This is a genomic window from Mesorhizobium sp. M1423 (assembly GCF_040317575.1).
Classification (GTDB): domain Bacteria; phylum Pseudomonadota; class Alphaproteobacteria; order Rhizobiales; family Rhizobiaceae; genus Mesorhizobium.
The window spans coordinates 91123-112472 of record NZ_JAMYKU010000016.1; the positions used below are offsets into that span (position 1 = coordinate 91123).

Here is a 21350-nt window from a genome sequence, read left to right on the forward strand (position 1 = left end):
AACGGGGTGCGCATAGTCGAACCGGCCATATTCTCGCCGGAAAACTGCTGGCCGATCCGGCAAGCCCCGCTGCGCGCGCATTGGTGTGTGACCGCGCGACTGATAGTATGCCGTTGTACGAATCATGTTGAGGAGGGACCGAACATGAATCTCAGTGCGCCTACCCAGCTTATTTTCATCATATCCCTTGTTATCGCCATCATCGGCGTTCTCGCCGCGCTTGGCGTTCTTGCGTTTATCCCTTTGAATGCCGCGTGGATTGTCGTCATCGCCTACATCGTGCTGGCCGCCGGCTGCCTGATGCGCGGCGCTTAAACACGTCCAGACAATTCTTATTCACTGGAAACTCGCCGCGCCCGCCAAAACGCGGGCCGCTTTTGATTCTGCAGGATGGTCTGTTAGAATTCCTGGACGAGGGAAGCACATGCCCGCCAGCGAAGACGGCAGCCGCCACGACAGCCCAGGGCTCGATCGGTTCGAGATGGTGCGGCGCGCGCCCAGTCATCGGCTTCAAGGCGCCGTCACCGACATGTGCGGCTTTCGCGAAACCATGCCAGGCCATTTCCGTGTCATCGAATATGCCTCGCTGACCGTGCCGCTGGTCATCAGCTTTGCCGAACCCTTTGCCATCGGGCTCGGCAGGGACCCCGGCGACAATGACCGCTTCGCCAGTTTTGCCGCCGGCCTCTACGCCGGGCCGGTGGTGATCGAATCCTTCGGCGGCGCCTGCTGTGTGCAGATCAATTTCACCCCGCTCGGCGCTCGTCGCTTCTTCGGCCGGCCGATGAGCGAACTGACCGACCGCATGGTCGGCCTGGATGACGTGCTCGGCGTTGGAGGCGTCGCGCTTCGCGAAAGGCTTGGCAATGCGCCGGATTGGAGCTCACGCTTTGCCATCGCCGAGGCCTTCGTCGCCGACCGGTTGGCAACCACAGACGGCACTCAAGCCGAAATTGTCTGGGCCTATGAGACGATCGTCTCGACGAGTGGTCGGACCCGCATCTCGACGCTGGCCGAAAAGCTTGGCTGGAGCCGCAAGCATCTCGCCGGAAAATTTTCGGACGCGGTCGGCGTTGGACCCAAGACGCTCTCGCGCATCGTCCGCTTCAACCACGCGCTTTGCCTGTCGAGAAAGGCCAACAGCGATTGGGCCGACATCGCCGCCGACTGCGGCTATGCCGACCAGGCGCATCTGGTGCGCGAGTTTCGCGACCTCGCAGGCGTGACGCCGACGACTGTCGCCGTGAGGTAACATTTCTTCAAGACGCGCGACCGGCCTTCGCCCAGACTGGGTTGATCGACCAACACAGCGAAGGAGATCAGCCATGCCGAACACCACCGAAGCACCGCGGCTTTACCCGGCGCTGCGCTACAGAAATGCCGGCAAAATGATCGACTGGTTGTGCGAGGCCTTCGGCTTCAGCGTCCGCACCCGCTATGGCGAAGGCGACGTGGTGCACCATGCCGAACTCACATTCGGCTCCTCGATCATCATGCTCGGCACGGCCCGCGACGATGCCTATGGAAAGATGGTCGGCGCGCCCGGCTCGGGCGGCGGCAAGTCGATCTATGTCGCGGTCGCTGACGCCGACGCGGCATACGCTCGGGCAAAAACCGCCGGCGCCGAGATTCTGGAAGAGCTCACCTACCGCGACTATGGCAGCCGCGAATTCATCTGCCGCGATCCGGAAGGCAATGTCTGGTCGTTCGGCACCTACTGGCCGAAGGCTGACGAAGCCGCCAGCTAACGCGCCAGCCCGAAAATCGCGTCGCAGTCGAGGTGGGTTTCCAGTTCGGCTGCGATCTCGTCCAGTGCCCGTTCGACCTCGGCGCGGTAGTCGATGCCGCCGCCCTTGACGCCGAGGCTTTCGAGGAATTTCGCCCGGAAGGCGTCCGCGGAAAACAGCCCGTGCATATAGCTGCCCAGCACCTTGCCGTCGGCGGAGATGGCGCCGTCATCGACGCCGTTGATAACGGCGGATGGCCGCAGCGTGTCGGGACCGGTGGTGCGGCCGAGATGGATTTCGTAGCCCTCGAGCGGCAGATCGAACGGCACCGAGCGCGCGCTGACATTGCGCACCGTCTTTTCCGACTCCATAACCGTTTCGACGTCGAGCAGGCCGAGGCCTTGCGTCTCGGTAACGCTGCCCTCGATGCCGTCGGGATCGCGCACGCTATGGCCGAGCATCTGGAAGCCGCCGCAAATACCGACGATATGGCCACCGCGTTTCCTGTGCGCGGCAAGGTCGCGGTCCCAGCCATTCTCGCGGAATTTCACGAGATCGCCGATCGTCGACTTTGAGCCGGGAATGACCACCAGCCCTGCATCCTGCGGCAGGCGTTGGCCAGGCGGCACGAACACCACCTCGACCTGCGGTTCGGCCTTGAGCGGGTCGAGGTCGTCGAAATTGGCGATGCGCGGGAGCACCGGCACGGCGATCTTCAGCGCGCGCCTCTGGCCGGACGCCAGCCGTTCGAGCACGACGGAATCCTCCGACGGCAGCCGCGCCGCCGCCTTCAGCCACGGCACGATGCCAAAACAGCGCCAGCCAGTGAATTTTTCGATCGCCTCGATGCCGTCATCGAACAGCGAGACATCGCCACGGAACTTGTTGATGAGGTAGCCGACGATCATACGCCGGTCCTCCTCCGGCAGGATCAGATGGGTGCCAGCGACCGAGGCGATGACACCGCCGCGATCGATATCGCCGACCAGGATCACCGGCACGCCGGCGCGCGTCGCAAAGCCCATATTGGCAATGTCTCGGCTCCTGAGATTGATCTCGGCCGGCGAGCCGGCGCCCTCGACAATGACCAGATCGGCGCCCTCGCCGACCTTCGCCCAGGAGTCCAGCACCGCATCCATCAACCGGCCCTTCAGCGCCTGGTAGTCGCGCGCCCGCGCCTCGCCGAACACCTTGCCCTGCACGACGACTTGAGCGCCGACATCGGTCTGCGGCTTGAGCAGCACCGGATTCATGTGGATGGTCGGCGGCACGCCGCAGGCGATCGCCTGCAGCCATTGCGCGCGGCCGATCTCACCGCCGCTTGAAACGCCTGGAATATCGGCGACAGCCGCGTTGTTCGACATGTTCTGCGGCTTGAACGGCCGCACTTTCAAGCCGCGCTTCTTCGCCGCGCGGCAAAGACCGGCGACGAGCACCGTCTTGCCGACATCCGAACCCGTGCCCTGCAGCATGATCGCCTTGGCCATATCAGTCCCTGCCCTGCGCAACGGTTCCGGTGATCGTCGACTTGGCTGCCAGTGGCCCGCCGCGCCAGAGATAGAGCGCCATCAGTGGCTCCTTGCCGGTGCGCATGGCGTGGCTGACGTCAGAGGCATGGTGGATCACCTCGCCCGCCGCTCGAAGGCGAAAACCGCCATCGCCCATGCGCCATTCGGTGCCGCCGGTAAGCGGGACGTAGATCTCCTCCGCGACATGGTGGTGATCGGGGTAGACGATGTCGGGCCCAAGGATCAGCAGGCCGGCCGCGACCTCTTCATTGACGAAATGACCGCGCGTGCCGAATACCTCCAGCCAGCCGTAGTTGTCGATGAATGTCTTGCCGAAATCCGCCTCGCTGTAGGTCTGGCCCCAGTGCAGATCGCCGCGACGCTCCGCAACCAGCCGAACCAGCGGCTTGGCCGCAGCGGGAGCGAGTTCGACGATACGGTCGAGCTGGACCAGACAAGGCAGTGCATGCGGTTCGAGCGGCCGGCTTGGCATGTCCCAGCCGATTCGGGCCACGGCGTCGCGCACCAGCGCATCATCGAACGCCTGGAGATAGGCATGGAAGCGTCCAAGCAGTTCGTCGAAATTTGTCGTCACACTTTGCTCCAAAGCGCATTCGCACACAGCGGCTGCGCAGACGGTCGGGTTGCGCGGCGGCATCATTGGTCTAGATTGGACGGCGCGCAAAGCCAAAAACGACAGGCCAGCAGGCCGGAAACATCAGGGAGCACGCCATGGACGCCGCTGTCGATGCGGGCACCAGCCAGTTCGAACTCAACGAGGACCAGCGCGCCATCCAAGAGATGGCCGAGGCCTTCGCCGCCGATCGTGTGGCGCCGAACGCACTCGACTGGGATCGCAACAAATATTTCCCCGCCGACGTGATCCGCGAGACCGGCCCGCTCGGCCTTGGCGGCATCTATGTCCGCGACGATGTCGGCGGCTCGGGGCTCGGCCGGCTCGACGCCGTGCTGATCTTCGAGGCGCTTTCGCGTGCCGATCCGACGTTTTCCGCCTTCATCTCGATCCACAACATGGCAGCATCGATGATCGACCGCTTCGGCAGCGACGAGCAGCGCCGGCGCTTCCTGCCCAAACTGACCTCGATGGAATGGCTGGCAAGCTACTGCCTGACCGAGCCGGGCTCGGGCTCGGATGCGGCGGCGCTGAAGACGCGCGCGGTCAAAAGCGGCAGTGACTATGTGCTGAACGGCGCCAAGCAGTTCATCTCCGGTGCCGGCGACAGCGACCTCTATGTCGTCATGGCGCGCACCGGCGCCGACGGGCCGAAAGGCATTTCCACCTTCGTCGTGTCGAACGATGCGCCCGGCCTTTCCTTCGGCGCCAACGAACACAAGATGGGCTGGCACATGCAGTCGACCCGCCAGGTCGTCTTCGAGGACTGCAAGGTGCCGGCGGAAAACCTTTTGTCGGCAGAAGGCGCCGGCTTCGGCATCGCCATGGCCGGGCTCGACGGCGGCCGCTTGAACATCGCCGCCTGTTCGCTCGGCGGCGCGCAATCGGCGCTCGACAAGGCGCTCGCCTACACGGCCGAGCGCAAGGCCTTTGGGTCGAAGATCAACCAATTCCAGGCGCTGCAGTTCAAACTCGCCGACATGGAGACCGAACTGCAGGCAGCGCGCATCTTCCTCTACACCGCCGCCTCGAAGCTCGACCGCAAGGCGCCGGATGCCGGAAAATGGTCGGCAATGGCCAAGCGCTTCGTCACCGACACCGGCTTCAACGTCGCCAATGACGCCCTGCAGCTGCATGGCGGCTATGGCTATCTGCACGATTACGGCATCGAGAAGCTGGTACGGGATCTGCGCGTCCACCAGATCCTCGAAGGCACCAACGAGATCATGCGCGTCATCATCGCTCGCGCGCTGATCGTACGGTAAGGCAGTAGGCAGTAGGCAGTAGGCAGTAGGCAGTAGGCAGTAGGCAGGAAGATGACCGGCAAGATCAATTCGTACAAGGATCTTATCGTATGGCAGCAGGCGATGGATCTGGCCGTCACCACCTACTCCTTGACCAAGGCATGGCCAAAAGAAGAATTGTATGGGTTGACCAGCCAAATTCGCCGCTCAGCAACCTCTATTCCTGCAAACATCGCGGAAGGTTATGGTCGAGACAACAGAGGCTCCTATCAGCAATTTCTCAGGATAGCCCAAGGATCGTTGAAGGAGTTCGAGACACACCTTGAGATCGCTGAACGCATTGGCCTTGCCACGCATGACCAAGCTTATCACGTACCGTTAGCGACCGAGGGCATCGGAAAAATGCTTCGCCAACTTATTAGCAAACTTGCGCCCGAATAGGTCGCCTACTGCCTACTGCCTGCCTTACCCAAACCGCGGAGTGCCATTATGACCACCATCGCCTTCATCGGCCTCGGCAATATGGGAAATCCGATGGCCGCCAACCTGGTCAAGGCCGGGTATGCCGTGCACGGCTTCGACCTGGTGCCGGAAAACCTCGTCATCGCCAGGGAGCACGGCGTCGTCATCATGGCCAATGCCGTTGCGGCGGTAAAGGATGCCGATGCGGTCATCACCATGCTGCCGGCCGGCAAGCATGTACTGTCGGTTTACGCAGACATCGCGGCCAAGGCGAAAAAAGGCGCGTTGTTCATCGATTCCTCGACCATCGACGTCGAGTCGGCACGAAAGGCCCATGCCACCGCGGCCAAGCACGGATTGCTGACGATCGACGCGCCGGTCTCCGGCGGGACGGGCGGTGCGGCGGCCGGCACGCTGACCTTCATGGCCGGCGGTTCGAAGGACGCCTTCGCCAAGGCCGAACCGATCCTCAAGCCAATGGCCGGCCGCATCGTTCATTGCGGCGACGACGGCGCCGGGCAGGCCGCGAAGATCTGCAACAACATGATTTTGGGCATTTCGATGATCGGCGTTGCCGAGGCCTTCGTGCTGGCGGAAAAGCTCGGCCTGTCGCACCAGGCGCTGTTCGACGTCGCCTCGACCTCGTCTGGCCAGTGCTGGTCGCTGACCACCTATTGCCCGGTGCCCGGCCCTGTGCCGACATCGCCCGCCAACAATGGCTATAAGCCCGGGTTTGCAGCGGCACTGATGCTGAAGGACCTGAAACTGTCGCAGGAGGCCGCACAGAGCGTCGGTGCGGCAACGCCGCTCGGCGCCGAGGCAGCCCAGCTCTATGCGCTGTTCAACGCACAAGGCAATGCCGGCGCGGATTTTTCCGGCATCATCAATTTCCTGCGCGGTGACCCTGCGTAAGGTCAAATTTCATAGTTTTCGATCTGCCCAAAGCGGAAAGTCGGCAAATTTAGGTTTGCTTAAGCTCTTGCTAACCCTGCAGTAACGATGTGCGTTTAAAACGGATTGCGAGGCGGACATCCGCCCGGCGCTCCGGATCAGGTCTCGCGTACCGGAGCCCGTAAGTTTCGCCGTAAGTTTCGCAAGTGTATTGTTGGCGAAGCACCATGCGTATCTGGCAAAGCCGCGTTCCGATGGAGCGCGGTTTTTGCGTTTTCGCCATGTCGTCGGAGCTATATTCCGATTGCCGCGTCGCTGATGCGGCCCTTCGGTGCTGTCTCAGTTTGAATTTCCGCTCACGACCCCCACATGAATTTCGGCTCGCTACCATTTCCACCGAGCGGGCTCGAAAGCTTGAAGGCAACCCAGTTGCAGACATAGTCGCGAAGACTATTTCATTAGAGGCTATACGGCCGCACGAATCTCTTCACATATTGAGGTCCCGTAATGGCGCACGAGCCTCGAAAAAGACCATTATTCCGCAAGCTCGATAATCATCTATTGCGCGTGAGCGACCTCGATGCAGCCGTATCGTTCTATGGGGATCGTCTCGGTCATGCGCTCGTTTGGCGGGACGATGAAGCCGCCGGCTTTGCGCTGCCTGAAACCGATGCGGAGCTGGTTGTCCATCTTCATATCGGTCCCGAGACCGACATCCTGGTCGATAACGTGGACGACGCGTTTGAGGAATTCTTGGCCGCCGGCGGTGAGGCTGTGCAACCGCCATTCGAGATCGCGGTCGGGCGGTGCGCCCGTGTCCGCGATCCTTTCGGCAACATTGTTGTGATCTTGGACCAATCGAAAGGGATGTTGGTCACTGACGCGAAGGGGCACGTCATCGGTGTCAAGGCGGGCCAGTGATCACGCGTGGTCGTCGATACTGCCAACAGCCTCGCCTGGCGAACTCTTCGCCATAAAGCGGCATTCAAACTCCGGGCGCCCGATTACCGGACGCCCGGCGATCGTTCCATCTTACCGCTTGCGCAAATCTGCTTCGGCCAGGTCGAGCGCCCTGGCGATGCGGTCGCAGGCCATGTCGATCGTCTCGCGCGTCCAGATCAGCGGCGGCGACAGGATCATCGTGTCGCCGGTGGCGCGCAGCATCATGCCTTGGGCAAGGGCGTGGTCGCGAACCATCACCGCCGCGCTGCCGGCCGGCAGGAAGCGCTCCTTGGTCACCTTGTCCTTGACGATCTCGATCGCCCCCATCAGCCCGAACGAGCGCACCTCGCCAACCAGATCATGCCCACCGAAACGTTCCTGCAGCGCCTTGGCGAAGTAAGGCCCGGTGTCGTTCCTGACGCGCTCGATCAGGCCCTCGCGCTCGATGATCTCGAGGTTCTTCAGCGCCACCGCGCAGGCCACCGGATGCCCGGCATAGGTGTAGCCGTGATAGAATTCGCCGCCCTTTTCGACCAGCGTCGCCGCGATGCGGTCGCCGACAAGCAGCGCCGACAGCGGCTGATAGCCGGAGGTCAGCGCCTTGGCCGTGGTGATGGTGTCGGGCTCGACGTCGAAGGCTTGTGCGGCGAACCATTCGCCGGTGCGGCCATAGCCGGTGATAACCTCGTCCAGCATCAGCAGTACATCGTATTTGCGGCAAATGCGCTGCACTTCCGGCCAATAGCTCATCGGCGGGATCTTCACCCCGCCTGCCCCCATCACCGGCTCGCCGATGAAGGCGGCGACCTTGTCGGCGCCAGCTTCGAGGATCGCGTCCTCGACCGCTTTTGCCGCGCGCAGGCCGAAATCATGGTCGCTTTCGCCAGGCAGTGCCAGCTCATAGGCATAGGGCATCATCACATGGACGATGTTGGGCACGGCGCCGCCGAGCTGCTTGTGCATCAAATCCATGCCGCCGAGCGAGGCACCGGCTATGGTCGAGCCGTGGTAGCCCATCTTGCGCGAGATGATGCGGTTCTTCTCGGGCCTGCCTTCCAGCACCCAATAGTGGCGGACGAGGCGCAGCGCCGTGTCGTTGGCCTCCGAACCGGATGAGCCGTAGAACACCTGGTTGATGTGCCTTGGCGCGATTTCCGCCAGCTTTTTCGACAGCAGAACCGGCGTCGGCGTCGAGCATTTGAAGAAGGAGTTGTAGTAGGGCAATTCCTTCATCTGGGCGTAGGCGGCGTCGGCAAGCTCGTCGCGGCCGTAGCCGACATTGACGCACCATAGCCCGGCCATGCCGTCGAGGATTTCCGTCCCTTCGGCATCGTAGATGAACGGACCGTTGGCGTGAGTGATGATGCGCGAGCCGGTCTCGCGCATCTCCTTGTGGTCGGTGAACGGATGAAGGTGATGCGCGGCATCGATCTGCTGAAGCTGCTTCAGCGAATAATTCTGGTAGGTCATGTCTGGTCTTTCCTCTTGAACCAATCCGGCAGCTTTCGCGCCGGGGCGGATTCGTTAGAGGACAGCGGGCGGCGAATAGCCGATACGGGCGCACAGCCGCAACAGCTCGGCGCGAAGCGTGCGCGGCGACGGCGTCACCGCCACCCCAAATGCGCACCCCGATTTCGCCAGCCGAGCCATGCATGTACCTTAGGCTGCCTCCAGCCCTCAGTTCAAGCCGTACCGGTCAAGCGATGTCGGTCAATTGGTGCCAGTCAGGGCCCGCTGCAGGAAGACGTACTTCATCGCCGCCTGTGCGGCCTGCGGCCGCCGATCGCCACGCCCGCCATGCCCGCCCTCGGTCTCTTCGAAGAACAGCGTCTTGCCATGGCCCGCCGCCTGCAGCCGCGCCGCCATCTTGCGGGCATGGCCGGGATGGACGCGGTCGTCGGCAGTCGAGGTCGTCAGCAGTACCGGCGGATAGGCTGCATCCGTGTCTACATGCTGGTAGGGCGAATAGGAGGCGAGCCAGGCTGCCTCTTCCGGCTTCGCCGGATCGCCATACTCGGCCATCCATGACGCGCCGGGCGGCAGCTCGGTGTAACGCAGCATGTCGAGCAGCGGCACGTCGATGATCACCGCGCCGAACAATTCCGGGCGTTGCGTCAGCGAGACGCCAGTCAGCAAGCCCCCGTTCGAACCGCCTTGGATGCCCAGCGTGGCCGGTGTGGCGATGCCGCGTTTGACCAGATCTTGCGCCACCGCGGCGAAATCGTCGAATGCATTCTGGCGATTGGCCTTGAGCGCGGCCTGATGCCAGTTCGGGCCGAACTCGCCACCACCGCGGATGTTGGCCTGCACATAGGCATTGCCCTTTTCCAGCCACAGCCTGCCGCGCACGCCGGCATAGCCGGGCAGCAGCGGCACTTCGAAGCCGCCATAGCCGTAAAGCAATGTCGGCACCGGCCCGTCCTGGTCGCGCCGCCTGACGACGAAGTACGGGATCATCGTGCCGTCCTTCGAGCGCGCCTCGAACTGTTCGGAGACCAGGGACGACGCATCGAAGCGCGCCGGCTGCGACTTCACCGTTGCCAGCGCCGCGGCATTGTCGTCCGACCAGATGATCGAGCTCGGCGTCAGGAAATCGGTGAAGGAGAAGGAGACGCTGGAACCGAAATGCTCGGCATGGCTGATGCCGACATTGCCGTTTTCGGGCAATGCAACGGGCTTGAACTCCCAGCCGCTGTCGCTGCGCTCGCCGGCGATGACCTTGCCGCGCACATTGTCCATCAAATTGATGAACAGCCGGGCCTGCGTGCGGGCGATGCCGGCGATCGAGACACGGTGCGCCGGCTCGAGCACGATATCGACGGATCCGAACAGACCGGTTTCGATCCAGCGCTCGAAATCGAGTGAATAGAGCCCGTCGGGCTTGCACAGCGTGCCGTCCGGCGCCGTCCACGGGGTACGCACGCCGAAGACAAGCTGGCCCTTGAACAGCGCCGTATCGGTGACGTCGTCCGGCAACGGGATGCGCCGGTTCTCGCCAGAAGGCAGCCGCAGGAAACTGTGCGAGGCGAAGAAGTCGAGCGTCCGGGCCAGAAAGACGTGGCGCCTGTCACCGTCGAATTCGACGGATCCGCCGGCGGCGAGATCCTGCTTCAGCGCCTCGAAGATCGGCATCGCCGTTTCCAGTGGCGTGCCGCGCCGCCAGAGCTTGACCACGCGCGGATAGCCGGACTGGGTCTTGTCGTCCTCCTCGAAGGCGGCGGAAACGATGACCGTGTCCTCGTCCAGCCAGCTGAAGTTCGATTTCGAGGCGGGAGCACGAAAGCCACCCTCGACGAAGGACCTGCTTTCGATAGCGAATTCGCGCATCTCGCTGGCATCGCCGCCATCCGGCGACAGGCTGAGCAGGCAGCGGCTGAAATCGGGGTAAAGCCGGCTGGCGCCGCTGAACACCCATTTCACCCCCTCTTCCGCCGCCAGACTGTCGAAGTCAATGATCGTCTGCCAATCCGGCTTGTCGGTCTTGTAGGACGCGACGGTGGTGCGCCGCCAGAGGCCGAGTACGTTCGTGCGGTCCTGCCAGAAATTATAGACATGGCCGTTGATCGCGGCCCCGACGGCGATGTTATCCTCGGCCGTCATCAGGTCGAGCGCGGTCTGGAACGTTGCCTGGTAGGACGGGTCACCCTGCAATTCGGCGACAGTGATTTCATTCTGGCGATGAACCCAGTCGAGCGCTCGCTGGTCAGTCCTGCCCTCCAGCCAGAGGAAGGGATCTTCGGCCGCCGGATCCGGTTGGGCCTGGCTGTTCAATTTGGTCATGAGGTCTCCGGTTGAGTCAGGCGTCGGCATCGCCAAGATCGACATGGGGCCGCTTATATTCAAGTCATTGCGTCAGAACGGCGACTTCAGGCATTCACACCATCCGCCTTCGGATGACCGTTACAAGCGCCAGCGCCAGGCAAATAGCGCCAAGCGTGAGCGGCAGGCCGCCGGCGCCAACAACATCCATGGCGCCGCCCGCCAGCGGCGGCACGGCGATGCCGCCGACGCCCCACATCAGCGAAAAGGCGGCGTTGCCGGCGACCAGCGCCGAGCCGGTGAACCGCTCGCCGAGCTCGATGATCGACATCGTGTAGATGCCGTAGGAAACCGCACCCCAGATGAAGACGCATGGCCATATGAGCGGCGTCTCGATGAGAACCGGCAACAGCACGCATCCGAGCACCGTCACCGCCACACAGATGAACCGCACCAGCCGCGCCGTCAGCCGTTCCGCCAACAGGCCGAGCGGCACCTGCATGGCGATATTGCCGGCGATCATCACTGACAGCAGCGCCGACATGCGCGCTTCGGCGATGCCGTAATGCGTTCCGTAGACCGGAAGCAAGGCGAGCACTGCCTGTTCGAAACCGGCGGCCACCACGACCGCCGACAACAGCAGCCACGCCTGCGGCACGAATCCCAGCACCGAAACCCGGTGCCCGCTCTCGTCGACCCTCGGCAGCCGCACCAGCACAGAGGCCAGGCAGGCGCCGCAAAACAGGAATGCGCTGATGCCGACCAGAAACGGCGGCCATCCCACGGTGCCAACCGCAAGCAGGCACAGCGGCCCCGCCGCAAAGCCCGCCGAAATGATCGTCGAATAGATGCCCATGACGCGGCCGCGGCGTGCTGGCGGCGCCAGTGCGATCACCCAGACTTCGCTCAGCACGTAGAGCGGGTTGGTGACCGCACCTATCAAAAAGCGCAGCGGAAACCACAGATAGACATTTTGCGTCCAGCCGATCAGCGCCAGCACCAGCGCGGAAAGTGCCGCGCAAGTAAGCGCGGTGCGGCCGGCCCCGAAACGGCGCGACAGAGCCGGAACCAGCGGCGAGGACACGATGAAGCCGATCGGCGTCATTGCCGCCGACAGGCCAATCATGGCCGGCGAGATGCCCTGGCGCTGCAGGATGAAGCTCAACAGCGGATAGCTCAGCCCTTGCGCAATGGCGAACACCGAGACGGTGGCGATCACGCCGGTGATCGCCGCCCATTGCACTGTCTCGCCGCTGTTCTGTTCCGCCCGGTCCATGATGCAGGATTAGCGTTTCGGTTCCGTCGCAGTAAGCACCGGCACCGAAAACCGCTTGCGCCAGCCGGAACGCGATCAAGAGGCTGACGATCCCGCCGGCTGCCCCCACGGCATGTCGCTTCCCTCGTCCTAGTGGTCGCCGCCTCCGCAATGGCCGCACGGCCGGCAGTCCATTATGCCGCCGCATTGCCGCAGCGTACGAGGACTATCATGACCGCCGCCCTTCAGCCCGCCGAACCGGCACTGGCAAACGACCGCGCCCGTCGCGGCGGCCGCGCGGGGAAGCGTGCCGGCGGATCGGCGGCGTTCGAGCAGCCGCCGTTTCGCCAGTTGAAGAACCCGCTGACGCCGACCCGGCTGGTTTCCGAGGACGAGCTGGAATCCATCCACCTCGCCTCTCTGCGCGTGCTGCGGGAAATCGGCGTCGACGTGCTGCATGACGAAGCGCGGCGCATCATGAAGGCGCATGGCGCCGATGTCCGCGAAGGCAGCGAGCGGGTGCGCTTCGACAGCGACATGATCCTGGAACTGGTTGCGCACTGCCCGCCGGAATTCACCATCCACGCCCGCAACCCGGCGCACAATGTGCGCTTCGGTGGCGATAATCTGATCATCTCGATGATGGCGTCGGCACCCAATTGCTCCGACGTCGACCGCGGCCGCCGGCCGGGCAACCAGCAGGACTATCGCAACTTTCTCAAGCTTGCGCAGATGCACAACATATTGAATTGCACGGGCGGTTATCCGGTGGAGCCGATCGACATCCATCCGTCCGTGCGCCACCTCGAATGCATCCGTGACCTCGCCACGCTGACCGACAAGATGTTCCACATCTATTCGCTCGGCAAAGAGCGCAACGTCGACGGCATCGAGATCACCAGAATCGCACGTGGCATCAGCCACGAGCAGTTGCTTGCGGAGCCGTCGGTGTTCACCATCATCAACACCAATTCGCCGCTCAAGCTCGACGTGCCGATGATGGAAGGCATCATCCAGATGTCGAGCAAGGGCCAGGTGGTCATCGTGACGCCGTTCACCCTGTCGGGCGCCATGGCGCCGGTGACGATTGCCGGCGCGCTGGTGCAACAGAATGCCGAGGCGCTGTCCGGCATCGCCTTCGCACAGATGGTGCGCAAGGGCGCGCCTGTCGGCTACGGCGGCTTCACCTCGAATGTCGACATGAAGTCCGGCGCGCCGGCCTTCGGCACGCCGGAATATATGAAGGCGCAGCTGGTCGGCGGCCAGCTCGCCCGCCGCTACAACATCCCCTACCGCACCTCCAACACCTGCGCCGCCAACACGGTCGACGCGCAAGCCGCCTATGAAAGCGTGTTCTCGCTGTGGGGCGCCATCCAGGGCGGCGGCAATCTGATGATGCATGCCGCCGGCTGGCTCGAAGGCGGCCTGCGCTGCTCCTACGAGAAGACCATCCTCGACATAGACCTGTTGCAGATGGTCGCCGAGTTCCTGACGCCGCTCGATCTTTCCGACGAGGCGCTCGGTTTCGACGCCATCCAGTCGGTCGGCCCCGGTGGCCATTTCTTCGGCACCCAGCACACGCAGGACCGCTACAAGACCGCCTTCTATGCGCCGATCATTTCGGACTGGCGCAATTTCGAGAGTTGGGCGGAGGCCGGATCGCCGACCGCGCTCGAAAAAGCCAATCGCGTCTGGAAGGAGCGGCTGGCCTCCTATGAAGAGCCTTATATGGACCCGGCGATCCGCGAGGAGCTCAACGCTTTCGTCGACAAGCGCCGGGCCGAAGGCGGCGCCCCGACCGATTTCTGATCATCTGATGAGTAGTCGACCCCCACTCCGTCGAGCTTGGCTCGACACCTCTCCCCCGATCGACGGGGTAGAGGAAGGGCGCGAAACGATTCCAGTTGGCGCCCTTCCTTTCCCCCCGGAGGGGGGAGAGGTGGCGCCGCGAAGCGGCGACGGAGTGGGGGAAGCCGTTCATGAAACGCGCAGCCGCCGCAAAACAGGCACAACCCAGCGAGCGCGTAGCCTGCGGCAAGCAGGCAATCAGGCGGAAGCGCTGCTTTGGCTTGAACTAAAGGCACGCAAGCTTGGCGGCTATCGCTTTACGCGTCAGTTCTCCATCGGCGCCTTTTTTGCAGACTTCGTCTGCCGCGAAAAATGGCTTGTTGTTGAAGTCGACGGACAACAGCACGCCGGCAGTTCATATGACCGCCGCCGCGATGATTTCATGCGCGCCCAAGGCTACTCGATCCTGCGTCTTTGGAACCATGACGTCCTGAAATATCGTACTTCCGTCGGTGAAACCATTCTTGCCGCGCTTGATGGCAGGCTGGCCGAAAACATCGCTGTATTCGATCTCCGCTTTGTTTTCGCGCCCCGCTCACTCGATTCAATCTCTTCAAAAACGGAACTATCTTCATGAAATCTCATGCAAAAGCGGTTGTTATCGGCGGCGGCGTCGTTGGCTGCTCGGTGCTCTATCATCTGGCCAAGGCCGGCTGGACCGACATCATGCTGATCGAGCGTTCGGAGCTCACCTCCGGCTCGTCCTGGCATGCGGCGGGCGGCTTCCATACGCTGAACGGCGATCCCAACGTCGCCAAGCTGCAGGCCTATACGGTGCAGCTCTACAAGGAGATCGAGGAGATTTCCGGCCAATCCTGCTCGCTGCACCTGACCGGCGGCGTCATGATGGCCGACACGCCCGAGCGCATGGACTTCCTTCGCCTCGCCCACGCCAAGGGCCGCTATCTCGGCATGGACACCGAACTGATCACGCCGTCCGAAGCCAAGGCGATGTTCCCGCTGATGGACGAGACGAATTTCGTCGGCGCTATGTGGGATCCAGTCGAGGGCCACCTCGACCCTTCCGGCACCACCCACGCCTATGCCAAAGCCGCCCGGAAGCTCGGCGCCGAGATCGTGCTGCGCAACCGCGTCGTCGAACTGACGCAGGAGGTCGACGGCACCTGGAACGTCGTCACCGAGCAAGGCACGATCAAAGCCGAGCATGTCGTCAACTGCGGCGGCCTTTGGGCGCGCGAGATCGGTCGCATGGTCGGCGTCGAGCTGCCGGTGCTGGCGATGGAGCACATGTATCTCCTGACCGAGCCGATGCCGGAGGTCGAGGAATTCAACAAGTCGACCGGGCGCGAGATGATCGGCGTGCTCGACTTCAAGGGCGAGATCTATACCCGCCAGGAACGCAACGGCATCCTGCTCGGCACCTATGAAAAGGCCTGCAAGCCGTGGTCGCCGGTCAACACGCCTTGGGATTTCGGCCACGAGTTGCTGCAGCCCGACATCGACCGCATCGCGCCGTCGCTCGAGATCGGCTTCAAGCATTTTCCCGGCATCGAGAAAGCCGGCATCAAGCAGATCATCAACGGCCCCTTCACCTTCGCGCTCGACGGCAACCCGCTGGTTGGCCCCGTGCAGGGCCTGACCAATTTCTGGTGCGCCTGCGCCGTCATGGCCGGCTTCAGCCAGGGCGGCGGCGTCGGCCTGGCGCTGTCGAATTGGATGGTCCATGGCGACCCCGGCTTCGACGTCTGGGGCATGGACGTTGCGCGCTTCGGCGAATGGGCAACGCTGCGCTATACCAACGCAAAGGTGCGCGAAAATTATTCGCGCCGTTTCTCCATCCGCTTTCCCAACGAGGAATTGCCGGCGGCAAGACCGGCGCAGACGACCCCGCTTTACGACACCATGCTCGCCAACAACGCCGTCATGGGCGACAGCTGGGGTCTCGAAACCCCGCTCTGGTTCGCGCCGAAAGGCTCGGAGCCGAAGGACATCGTGTCCTTCCACCGTTCGAATGATTTCGGCGCGATCGGCGAGGAAGTGCGCGCCACCCGCGAGAGGGTCGGCGTCACCGAGATCGCCAACTTCGCCAAATACGAAGTCTCCGGACCTGGGGCCGAGGATTTCCTCAACCGGCTGATGACCAACCGCATGCCGAAGACCGGCCGCATCGTGCTGACGCCAATGCTGAACGAGTTCGGCAGGCTGATCGGCGACTTCACCATCGCCAAGGCGGGCGAAGAACGCTTCATGATCTGGGGTTCTTCGGCCGCGCAAAAATATCACATGCGCTGGTTCGAGAAGCATCTGCCGAAGGACGGTCCAAGGGCGTCGGAGGTGCGCATCCACCGCTTCGACCAGACGCTGGTTGGCCTCTCCATCGCCGGGCCGAAATCGCGCGACCTGCTGCAGAAACTGGTCGACGTCGACATCTCGACCAAGGCCTTCCGCTTCATGGATTTCCGCGAGATGGCGGTCGGCGGCGCGCCCTGCATGGTCAACCGCATCACCTACACCGGCGATCTCGGCTATGAGATCTGGATGGCGCCGGCCTATCAGCGTCTGGTCTACAAGGCGATCAAGGAGGCCGGCGAAGAGTTCGGACTTGTTGATTTCGGCATGCGCGCCCTGCTCTCGATGCGGCTTGAAAAGAACTTTCCGACTTGGTTCCGCGAGCTACGTCCGATCTACGGACCGTTCGAAGGTTCGATGGACCGCTTTATCAAGCTGGAGAAGAACGATTTCATCGGCCGCGAGGCAGCGGCCAAGGAACAGGCGGCAGGGCCGAAGCTGCGCCGCGTTTCCTTTATCGTCGATGCTGCGGATGCCGACGTCATGGGCGACGAGCCGATCTGGGCCAAGGTCGGCGACAAGGATTTCGGCACGGTAGAAAAGCCGCATGGCTATGGCGCGCCGCGCTTCGACGCGGGCGGCAAGGAAGTGCGCGGCTCGAACGCCGCTGAAGGCGCGTCTGCCGTGCGCGGTATTGTCGACGGCAACTGGCGCGTGGTCGGCTGGGTCACCTCCGGCGGCTATGCGCATTATGTCGAGAAGTCGATGGCGCAAGGCTACGTACCGGCAGTGCTTGCCGAAAACGAGAGCGCCGGGCTGTTCGAGATCGAGATCCTTGGACACCGGCGGTCGGCGCGCATCAACGTCGAGCCGCCCTTCGACCCGAGTGGCGAAAAGATGCGAACGTAGGTGCAGCCAGCCGGTCGCATTGTGCGGAGCACGCTCTTCATGCTAGCCCAGCCGGCAACTGTGCCGGCAGGGGCGATGAGACTTCCTTGAAGTACGACATGAAATGGGCCGAGTGGCTGGCCGAGGGACGGATCGGCCCCTTCCCGGCGGCGATCGTCATGGTCGCGGCTTATTTTGCCTTGCAGACCATCATACTGTCCCTGTTGAGCTCTTGGGCGGGAACCGGCGTCGGCATCGACGATGCGGAGCAGCTGATCTATGTACCGTATCTCTGGGCTGGATATGGCGGCTCGCAACCACCTCTCTACACCTGGATCAATTGGCTGGCCGCGCATGTTTTCGGCACCAGTATCTTCACGCTGAAGCTCGTCAAATACTCAGTGCTGTTCCTCGCCGCCTGCAGCGTGTTCGCCGCCATGCGGCGGTTCGGCTACACCAAGGCGACAGCGGCGGCGGCCATGTTCGGCCTGTTTACGATCCCGCAGGTCGTCTGGGAATCGCAGCGCGCTTTGTCGCATTCCGTCGCCGTCGTCGGCTTCTGCTCGCTGCTCCTGCTCACCATGGCCTATCTTCTCGAGCGGCGTAGCATGATTGCCTATGCGGCGTTTGGCCTGGCCACGGCGGCGGCAATTCTTGCCAAGTATAACGATGTCTTCCTCGTGGTGGCCCTTGTTGCGGCAGCGCTGTCGCTGCGCGAATTGCGCAGCGCCATCCTTGATCCAAAGTTCGCAATCAGCATAGCGGTCGCGATATTGGTGCTGGCACCAACCACCTATTGGAGCCTCATGCATCCCGCCGATTTATTGTCGAGAGGCGAGAAGTTCGGAATAGACCCGCAACAAGGGCGCATCGCGGCGGCCTTTGTCGGCGCCGGCAAGTTTGTCATGGGGACCTTCAATTTCGCGGTCTTGCCGGTGCTCGTTTCCGCGCTGGCCTTCGGGGTGGCGAAGTTCCGTTTCTCCGAGCGGCACCCGAAACGTCCGGCCAGGGAAATTCTGTTGTGGCGTAGCTTGGCGCTCGGCTTGGCTATGCTGGCAATACTTGTGCTGGCCACCGGCGTGACGGTTGTCAAGGACCGCTGGCTGCTGCCGGTCCTGTTCATGTTGCCGCTGGCCATCGTCGCCACTATGGAACGGCTGGCGCCGCGCGGCAGGAATGCGCAGCTCCTGGTGATCGCGGCTGGAGCGATCATCGCCGTGTTGCTCGCGCCCGCCACTTGGTACGTCCAGATAAACGGGACCAGTGGCCTCTCCCGCATGATCCGCTTGGATTACCCGGCCCTCTATCGCCAACTGACCGCGGACGGACCGGTGAAAACTGCAATATCCGACGGTGCATGGGTCGGCAACCTGCGGCTGGTCGACGAAAAACTGGTCGCACTTGACCAGGAAGTGCCGAATTTCGAAACGCTGATGCGGGGGCCGGCCGTACTCGTCTGGCTTGATCACGACGATCCGCGGCCGGTCATTTTGGACCAGCTCAAAGCGGCCGGCTATGAGCCGGACGGCCAGCCCCGGCAAATCATGGTTCCGCTGTTGCGTGGCACCGACAAGTCCGCCCGGCCCGGCGCATTCGTCCGACTGAAGAGAATGGAAGGAGCCATGGCGCCCAAGGAAGGCGCTGGCGAAGGAGTCGAGGGTGGACAGGAATCCGACTGACCGGCCCCGTCATCATCGCAAGATCATGCCGTTCGAGCCGGAGGACTCGATCGATGCGCTGCGCAAAAAATCGCGCCTGAAGGCCGCTGAACTCAACCAGCATCTGCTGGGCTATGGTGCGCTGGCGGAAGCCGAGTGGCAGGCGGCGGGTATTGACGCTCCTGACTTGCCCGCCATGCGCCGATACCGGCTCGAGCGCATCCGCGCCGAGCTGAAGCGCCGCGACTATGCGGGAGCCCTGCTCTACGATCCGGTCAACATCCGCTACGCGACCGATGCGACCAACATGCAGCTCTGGGTCGCGCACAATCCGACCAGGCATTGTTTCGTCGCCACCGATGGGCCGGTGGTACTGTTCGACTATTTTTCCTGTGAGCACCTTTCCGACCATTCCGGCGTCGTCGACGAGGTGCGGCCGGCGGTGTCGTGGGCGTATCTCTACAGCGGCGAGTTGACCGGGCAAAAAGTCCGCCGCTGGGCAGCCGGCATCGCCGAGCTGGTATTGGAACATGGCGGCGGCAACCGCCGTATCGCCGTCGATCACATCAATCCCGAGGGCATCGAGGAACTCGCCCGTCTCGGCATTTCGACCGGCAATGGCGAGGCGGTGATGGAAAATGCCCGGCTGATCAAATCGCCCGACGAGATCCTTGCCATGCGCCGGGCGATCGTCGCTTGCGAGGCAGCGATGGGCGAGATGGAGCAGGCGCTGAGGCCTGGCATCTCCGAGAACGAATTGTGGGCCGAACTCCATCGCGGCAACATCGCGCGCGGCGGCGAATGGATCGAAACCCGGCTCCTGTCGTCGGGTCCGCGCACCAATCCGTGGTTCCAGGAGTGTTCGTCGCGGACGATCGAAGCCGGCGATCTCGTCGCCTTCGACACCGACCTGATCGGTCCCTACGGCTTCTGCGCCGACCTTTCGCGCACCTGGCTTTGCGGTGACGCACAACCTTCGCAGGAGCAGCGCGACCTCTTCCGCATCGCCGCCGACCAGATCGCCCACAACACCGAGCTGATGCGGCCGGGCATATCGTTCCGCGACCTCGTCGAGGGCTCGTCAGTGCCGCCGGGAGACTGCTTCCCGGCCCGTTACGGGGTGCTCTATCACGGCGTCGGCCTGGCCGACGAATACCCGACTTTGCCGCATGCTGGCGACTGGACCGAGGACACACCCGACGGAGTGCTCGAACCTGGCATGGTGCTGTGCGTCGAGAGCTATATCGGCCGGCTTGGCGGCTACGAAGGCGTCAAGATCGAGGAACAGATCCTGATCACCGACACCGGCAACGAGAAGCTTTCGACCTACCCGCTCGACAATCGGCTGCTTGGCGGCTGAGCGAACCTAATGCATGTCGCGCAAAACTGTGCAGCGGTTTTGCGATAACGACATGCATAAACAAGAATCTAAAGCGCGTTGCATGAGGCCGACCGAACGCGACGCGCTTTATGTGAGCGTAGCGATCGCCTTGCGCATCGCGGCGACGATCGTTTCCGGCGTCGTCCTGGCCGTGATGAAAGGCAAGCCTTTGCGCCGCCTTGTCCAGCCGACGACCGTCATCTCCTGCGCCGCAGGCTCGAAACGCTGCGCCAGCGCCCAGCTCTCGCAGTCGATCGCCGCGACGTCGGCCCTGCCCTCGGCAACAGCAACAATCGAAGCGCGGTGCCCCCAGCTTTCGCTCAGCGCGGAAAAGATATCCAAACTCTCGCCCAGTGCTTGCAGGTCGCGTGTCGGCGCGATGATGCCCGACATGGAATCGAGGCTGTTGAAGGTGAAACGTTTGCCGCGAAGCTGATCGAGCGGAATGACGGCGCCGCCGTCGGCCGGCGACCTTGCCGGCGGTGCCTCGCCCGCCCTCATGACGATGGCGCTCGAATAGAGTTCGCCCTGTCCGCCCTCAAAGGCGTCGTAGCGCGGCTGGCCGACGAGGTGGACACGCTGCGACAGGCCGAGTTCCATCGGTCCCCAGCAGGTTTGCGCAAAGAGCAGCGCCGGGTGCAGCCAGAGCCGGTGAAAATCCAACTCGTCCGGCGGCAATGTCGCCGGATCGGGCGCGATGAGTTTTCCCTGATCGTCGCGAATACCGCCAGGCACCGGGGGCAAATCGCCATTGCGGCGGATAATCGTCTCCGGCGCATCGATGCCTTTTTGTCTGAAAGCGTCGCGCAGCCGCGCCCATTCTGCGTCGACCTCGTCCCGCGCTTCCGGCCAGTCGTACATCGGCAAAGCCGCAATGAATTCGCTCATGCCGGGATTTGACCG

General features: G+C 63.1%; 18 protein-coding genes. 12 read left to right on the forward strand and 6 right to left on the reverse strand.

Annotation, left to right across the window (positions count from 1 at the left end):
* Window positions 1-144 precede the first annotated feature (144 nt).
* The 3 genes from NKG95_RS20415 to NKG95_RS20425 all read left to right on the forward strand — a co-directional run bounded on the left by NKG95_RS20415 (window position 145) and on the right by NKG95_RS20425 (window position 1748).
* Window positions 145-315: a hypothetical protein gene (locus NKG95_RS20415; protein WP_023676480.1), complete on the forward strand. Its 171-nt coding sequence runs from the start codon at window positions 145-147 to the stop codon at window positions 313-315.
* Between the two features lie 109 nt (window positions 316-424).
* On the forward strand, window positions 425-1252 hold the full coding sequence (locus NKG95_RS20420; protein ID WP_353042178.1) for a helix-turn-helix domain-containing protein: 828 nt from the start codon (window positions 425-427) through the stop codon (window positions 1250-1252).
* Between the two features lie 73 nt (window positions 1253-1325).
* Entirely contained in the window at window positions 1326-1748 is a 423-nt protein-coding gene (locus NKG95_RS20425) for a VOC family protein (protein ID WP_353042180.1), read from the forward strand.
* Here NKG95_RS20425 and NKG95_RS20430 read toward each other — a convergent pair.
* On the reverse strand, window positions 1745-3214 hold the full coding sequence (locus NKG95_RS20430; RefSeq protein ID WP_353042182.1) for a cobyric acid synthase: 1470 nt from the start codon (window positions 3212-3214) through the stop codon (window positions 1745-1747). The genes NKG95_RS20425 and NKG95_RS20430 overlap by 4 nt on opposite strands.
* A gap of 1 nt (window position 3215) precedes the next feature.
* On the reverse strand, window positions 3216-3830 hold the full coding sequence (locus NKG95_RS20435) for a dimethylsulfonioproprionate lyase family protein (protein WP_353042184.1): 615 nt from the start codon (window positions 3828-3830) through the stop codon (window positions 3216-3218).
* A gap of 137 nt (window positions 3831-3967) precedes the next feature.
* On the opposite strand from NKG95_RS20435, the gene NKG95_RS20440 reads away from it, so the two are divergent.
* The 4 genes from NKG95_RS20440 (at window position 3968) to NKG95_RS20455 (ending at window position 7387) form a co-directional block, all read left to right on the forward strand.
* A complete protein-coding gene (locus NKG95_RS20440; protein WP_353042186.1) occupies window positions 3968-5134 on the forward strand; it encodes an isobutyryl-CoA dehydrogenase in 1167 nt (388 codons plus the stop codon).
* 51 nt (window positions 5135-5185) lie between these two features.
* Window positions 5186-5554 (forward strand): four helix bundle protein, encoded by a 369-nt coding sequence (locus NKG95_RS20445; protein WP_353005435.1) that lies wholly within the window; start codon window positions 5186-5188, stop codon window positions 5552-5554.
* Between the two features lie 48 nt (window positions 5555-5602).
* Complete coding sequence (mmsB, locus tag NKG95_RS20450) at window positions 5603-6487, forward strand: 3-hydroxyisobutyrate dehydrogenase (protein ID WP_352484536.1); 885 nt, start codon at window positions 5603-5605, stop codon at window positions 6485-6487.
* Between the two features lie 486 nt (window positions 6488-6973).
* Entirely contained in the window at window positions 6974-7387 is a 414-nt protein-coding gene (locus NKG95_RS20455; RefSeq protein WP_156948098.1) for a VOC family protein, read from the forward strand.
* Between the two features lie 111 nt (window positions 7388-7498).
* Here the strand turns inward: NKG95_RS20455 and NKG95_RS20460 are convergent, their stop codons facing one another.
* From NKG95_RS20460 to NKG95_RS20470, 3 genes are all read right to left on the reverse strand, one after another.
* The gene (locus tag NKG95_RS20460; protein ID WP_352590181.1) at window positions 7499-8878 is read right to left on the reverse strand and encodes an aspartate aminotransferase family protein; all 1380 of its coding nucleotides are present in this window, start codon (window positions 8876-8878) and stop codon (window positions 7499-7501) included.
* Window positions 8879-9118: 240 nt separating this feature from the next.
* On the reverse strand, window positions 9119-11188 hold the full coding sequence (locus NKG95_RS20465) for a prolyl oligopeptidase family serine peptidase (protein ID WP_353042187.1): 2070 nt from the start codon (window positions 11186-11188) through the stop codon (window positions 9119-9121).
* Window positions 11189-11282: 94 nt separating this feature from the next.
* On the reverse strand, window positions 11283-12443 hold the full coding sequence (locus NKG95_RS20470; RefSeq protein WP_353042189.1) for an MFS transporter: 1161 nt from the start codon (window positions 12441-12443) through the stop codon (window positions 11283-11285).
* 210 nt (window positions 12444-12653) lie between these two features.
* Here NKG95_RS20470 and NKG95_RS20475 point away from each other — a divergent pair, with 210 nt between their 5' ends.
* The 5 genes from NKG95_RS20475 to NKG95_RS20495 all read left to right on the forward strand — a co-directional run bounded on the left by NKG95_RS20475 (window position 12654) and on the right by NKG95_RS20495 (window position 20426).
* On the forward strand, window positions 12654-14231 hold the full coding sequence (locus NKG95_RS20475) for a trimethylamine methyltransferase family protein (protein ID WP_353042191.1): 1578 nt from the start codon (window positions 12654-12656) through the stop codon (window positions 14229-14231).
* Between the two features lie 154 nt (window positions 14232-14385).
* A complete protein-coding gene (locus NKG95_RS20480) occupies window positions 14386-14847 on the forward strand; it encodes an endonuclease domain-containing protein (RefSeq protein ID WP_353042193.1) in 462 nt (153 codons plus the stop codon).
* Window positions 14844-17429: a GcvT family protein gene (locus tag NKG95_RS20485; RefSeq protein WP_353042195.1), complete on the forward strand. Its 2586-nt coding sequence runs from the start codon at window positions 14844-14846 to the stop codon at window positions 17427-17429. The genes NKG95_RS20480 and NKG95_RS20485 overlap by 4 nt, the downstream gene beginning before the upstream one ends.
* Before the next feature lie 98 nt (window positions 17430-17527).
* Window positions 17528-19087, forward strand: a complete 1560-nt coding sequence (locus NKG95_RS20490; RefSeq protein WP_352609115.1) for a glycosyltransferase family 39 protein — start codon at window positions 17528-17530, stop codon at window positions 19085-19087.
* Window positions 19088-19112: 25 nt separating this feature from the next.
* Entirely contained in the window at window positions 19113-20426 is a 1314-nt protein-coding gene (locus NKG95_RS20495) for a M24 family metallopeptidase (RefSeq protein ID WP_353042246.1), read from the forward strand.
* Between the two features lie 108 nt (window positions 20427-20534).
* On the opposite strand, the gene NKG95_RS20500 is transcribed toward NKG95_RS20495, so the two are convergent.
* The gene (locus NKG95_RS20500; RefSeq protein ID WP_353042197.1) at window positions 20535-21335 is read right to left on the reverse strand and encodes a phosphate/phosphite/phosphonate ABC transporter substrate-binding protein; all 801 of its coding nucleotides are present in this window, start codon (window positions 21333-21335) and stop codon (window positions 20535-20537) included.
* Window positions 21336-21350: the final 15 nt, after the last annotated feature.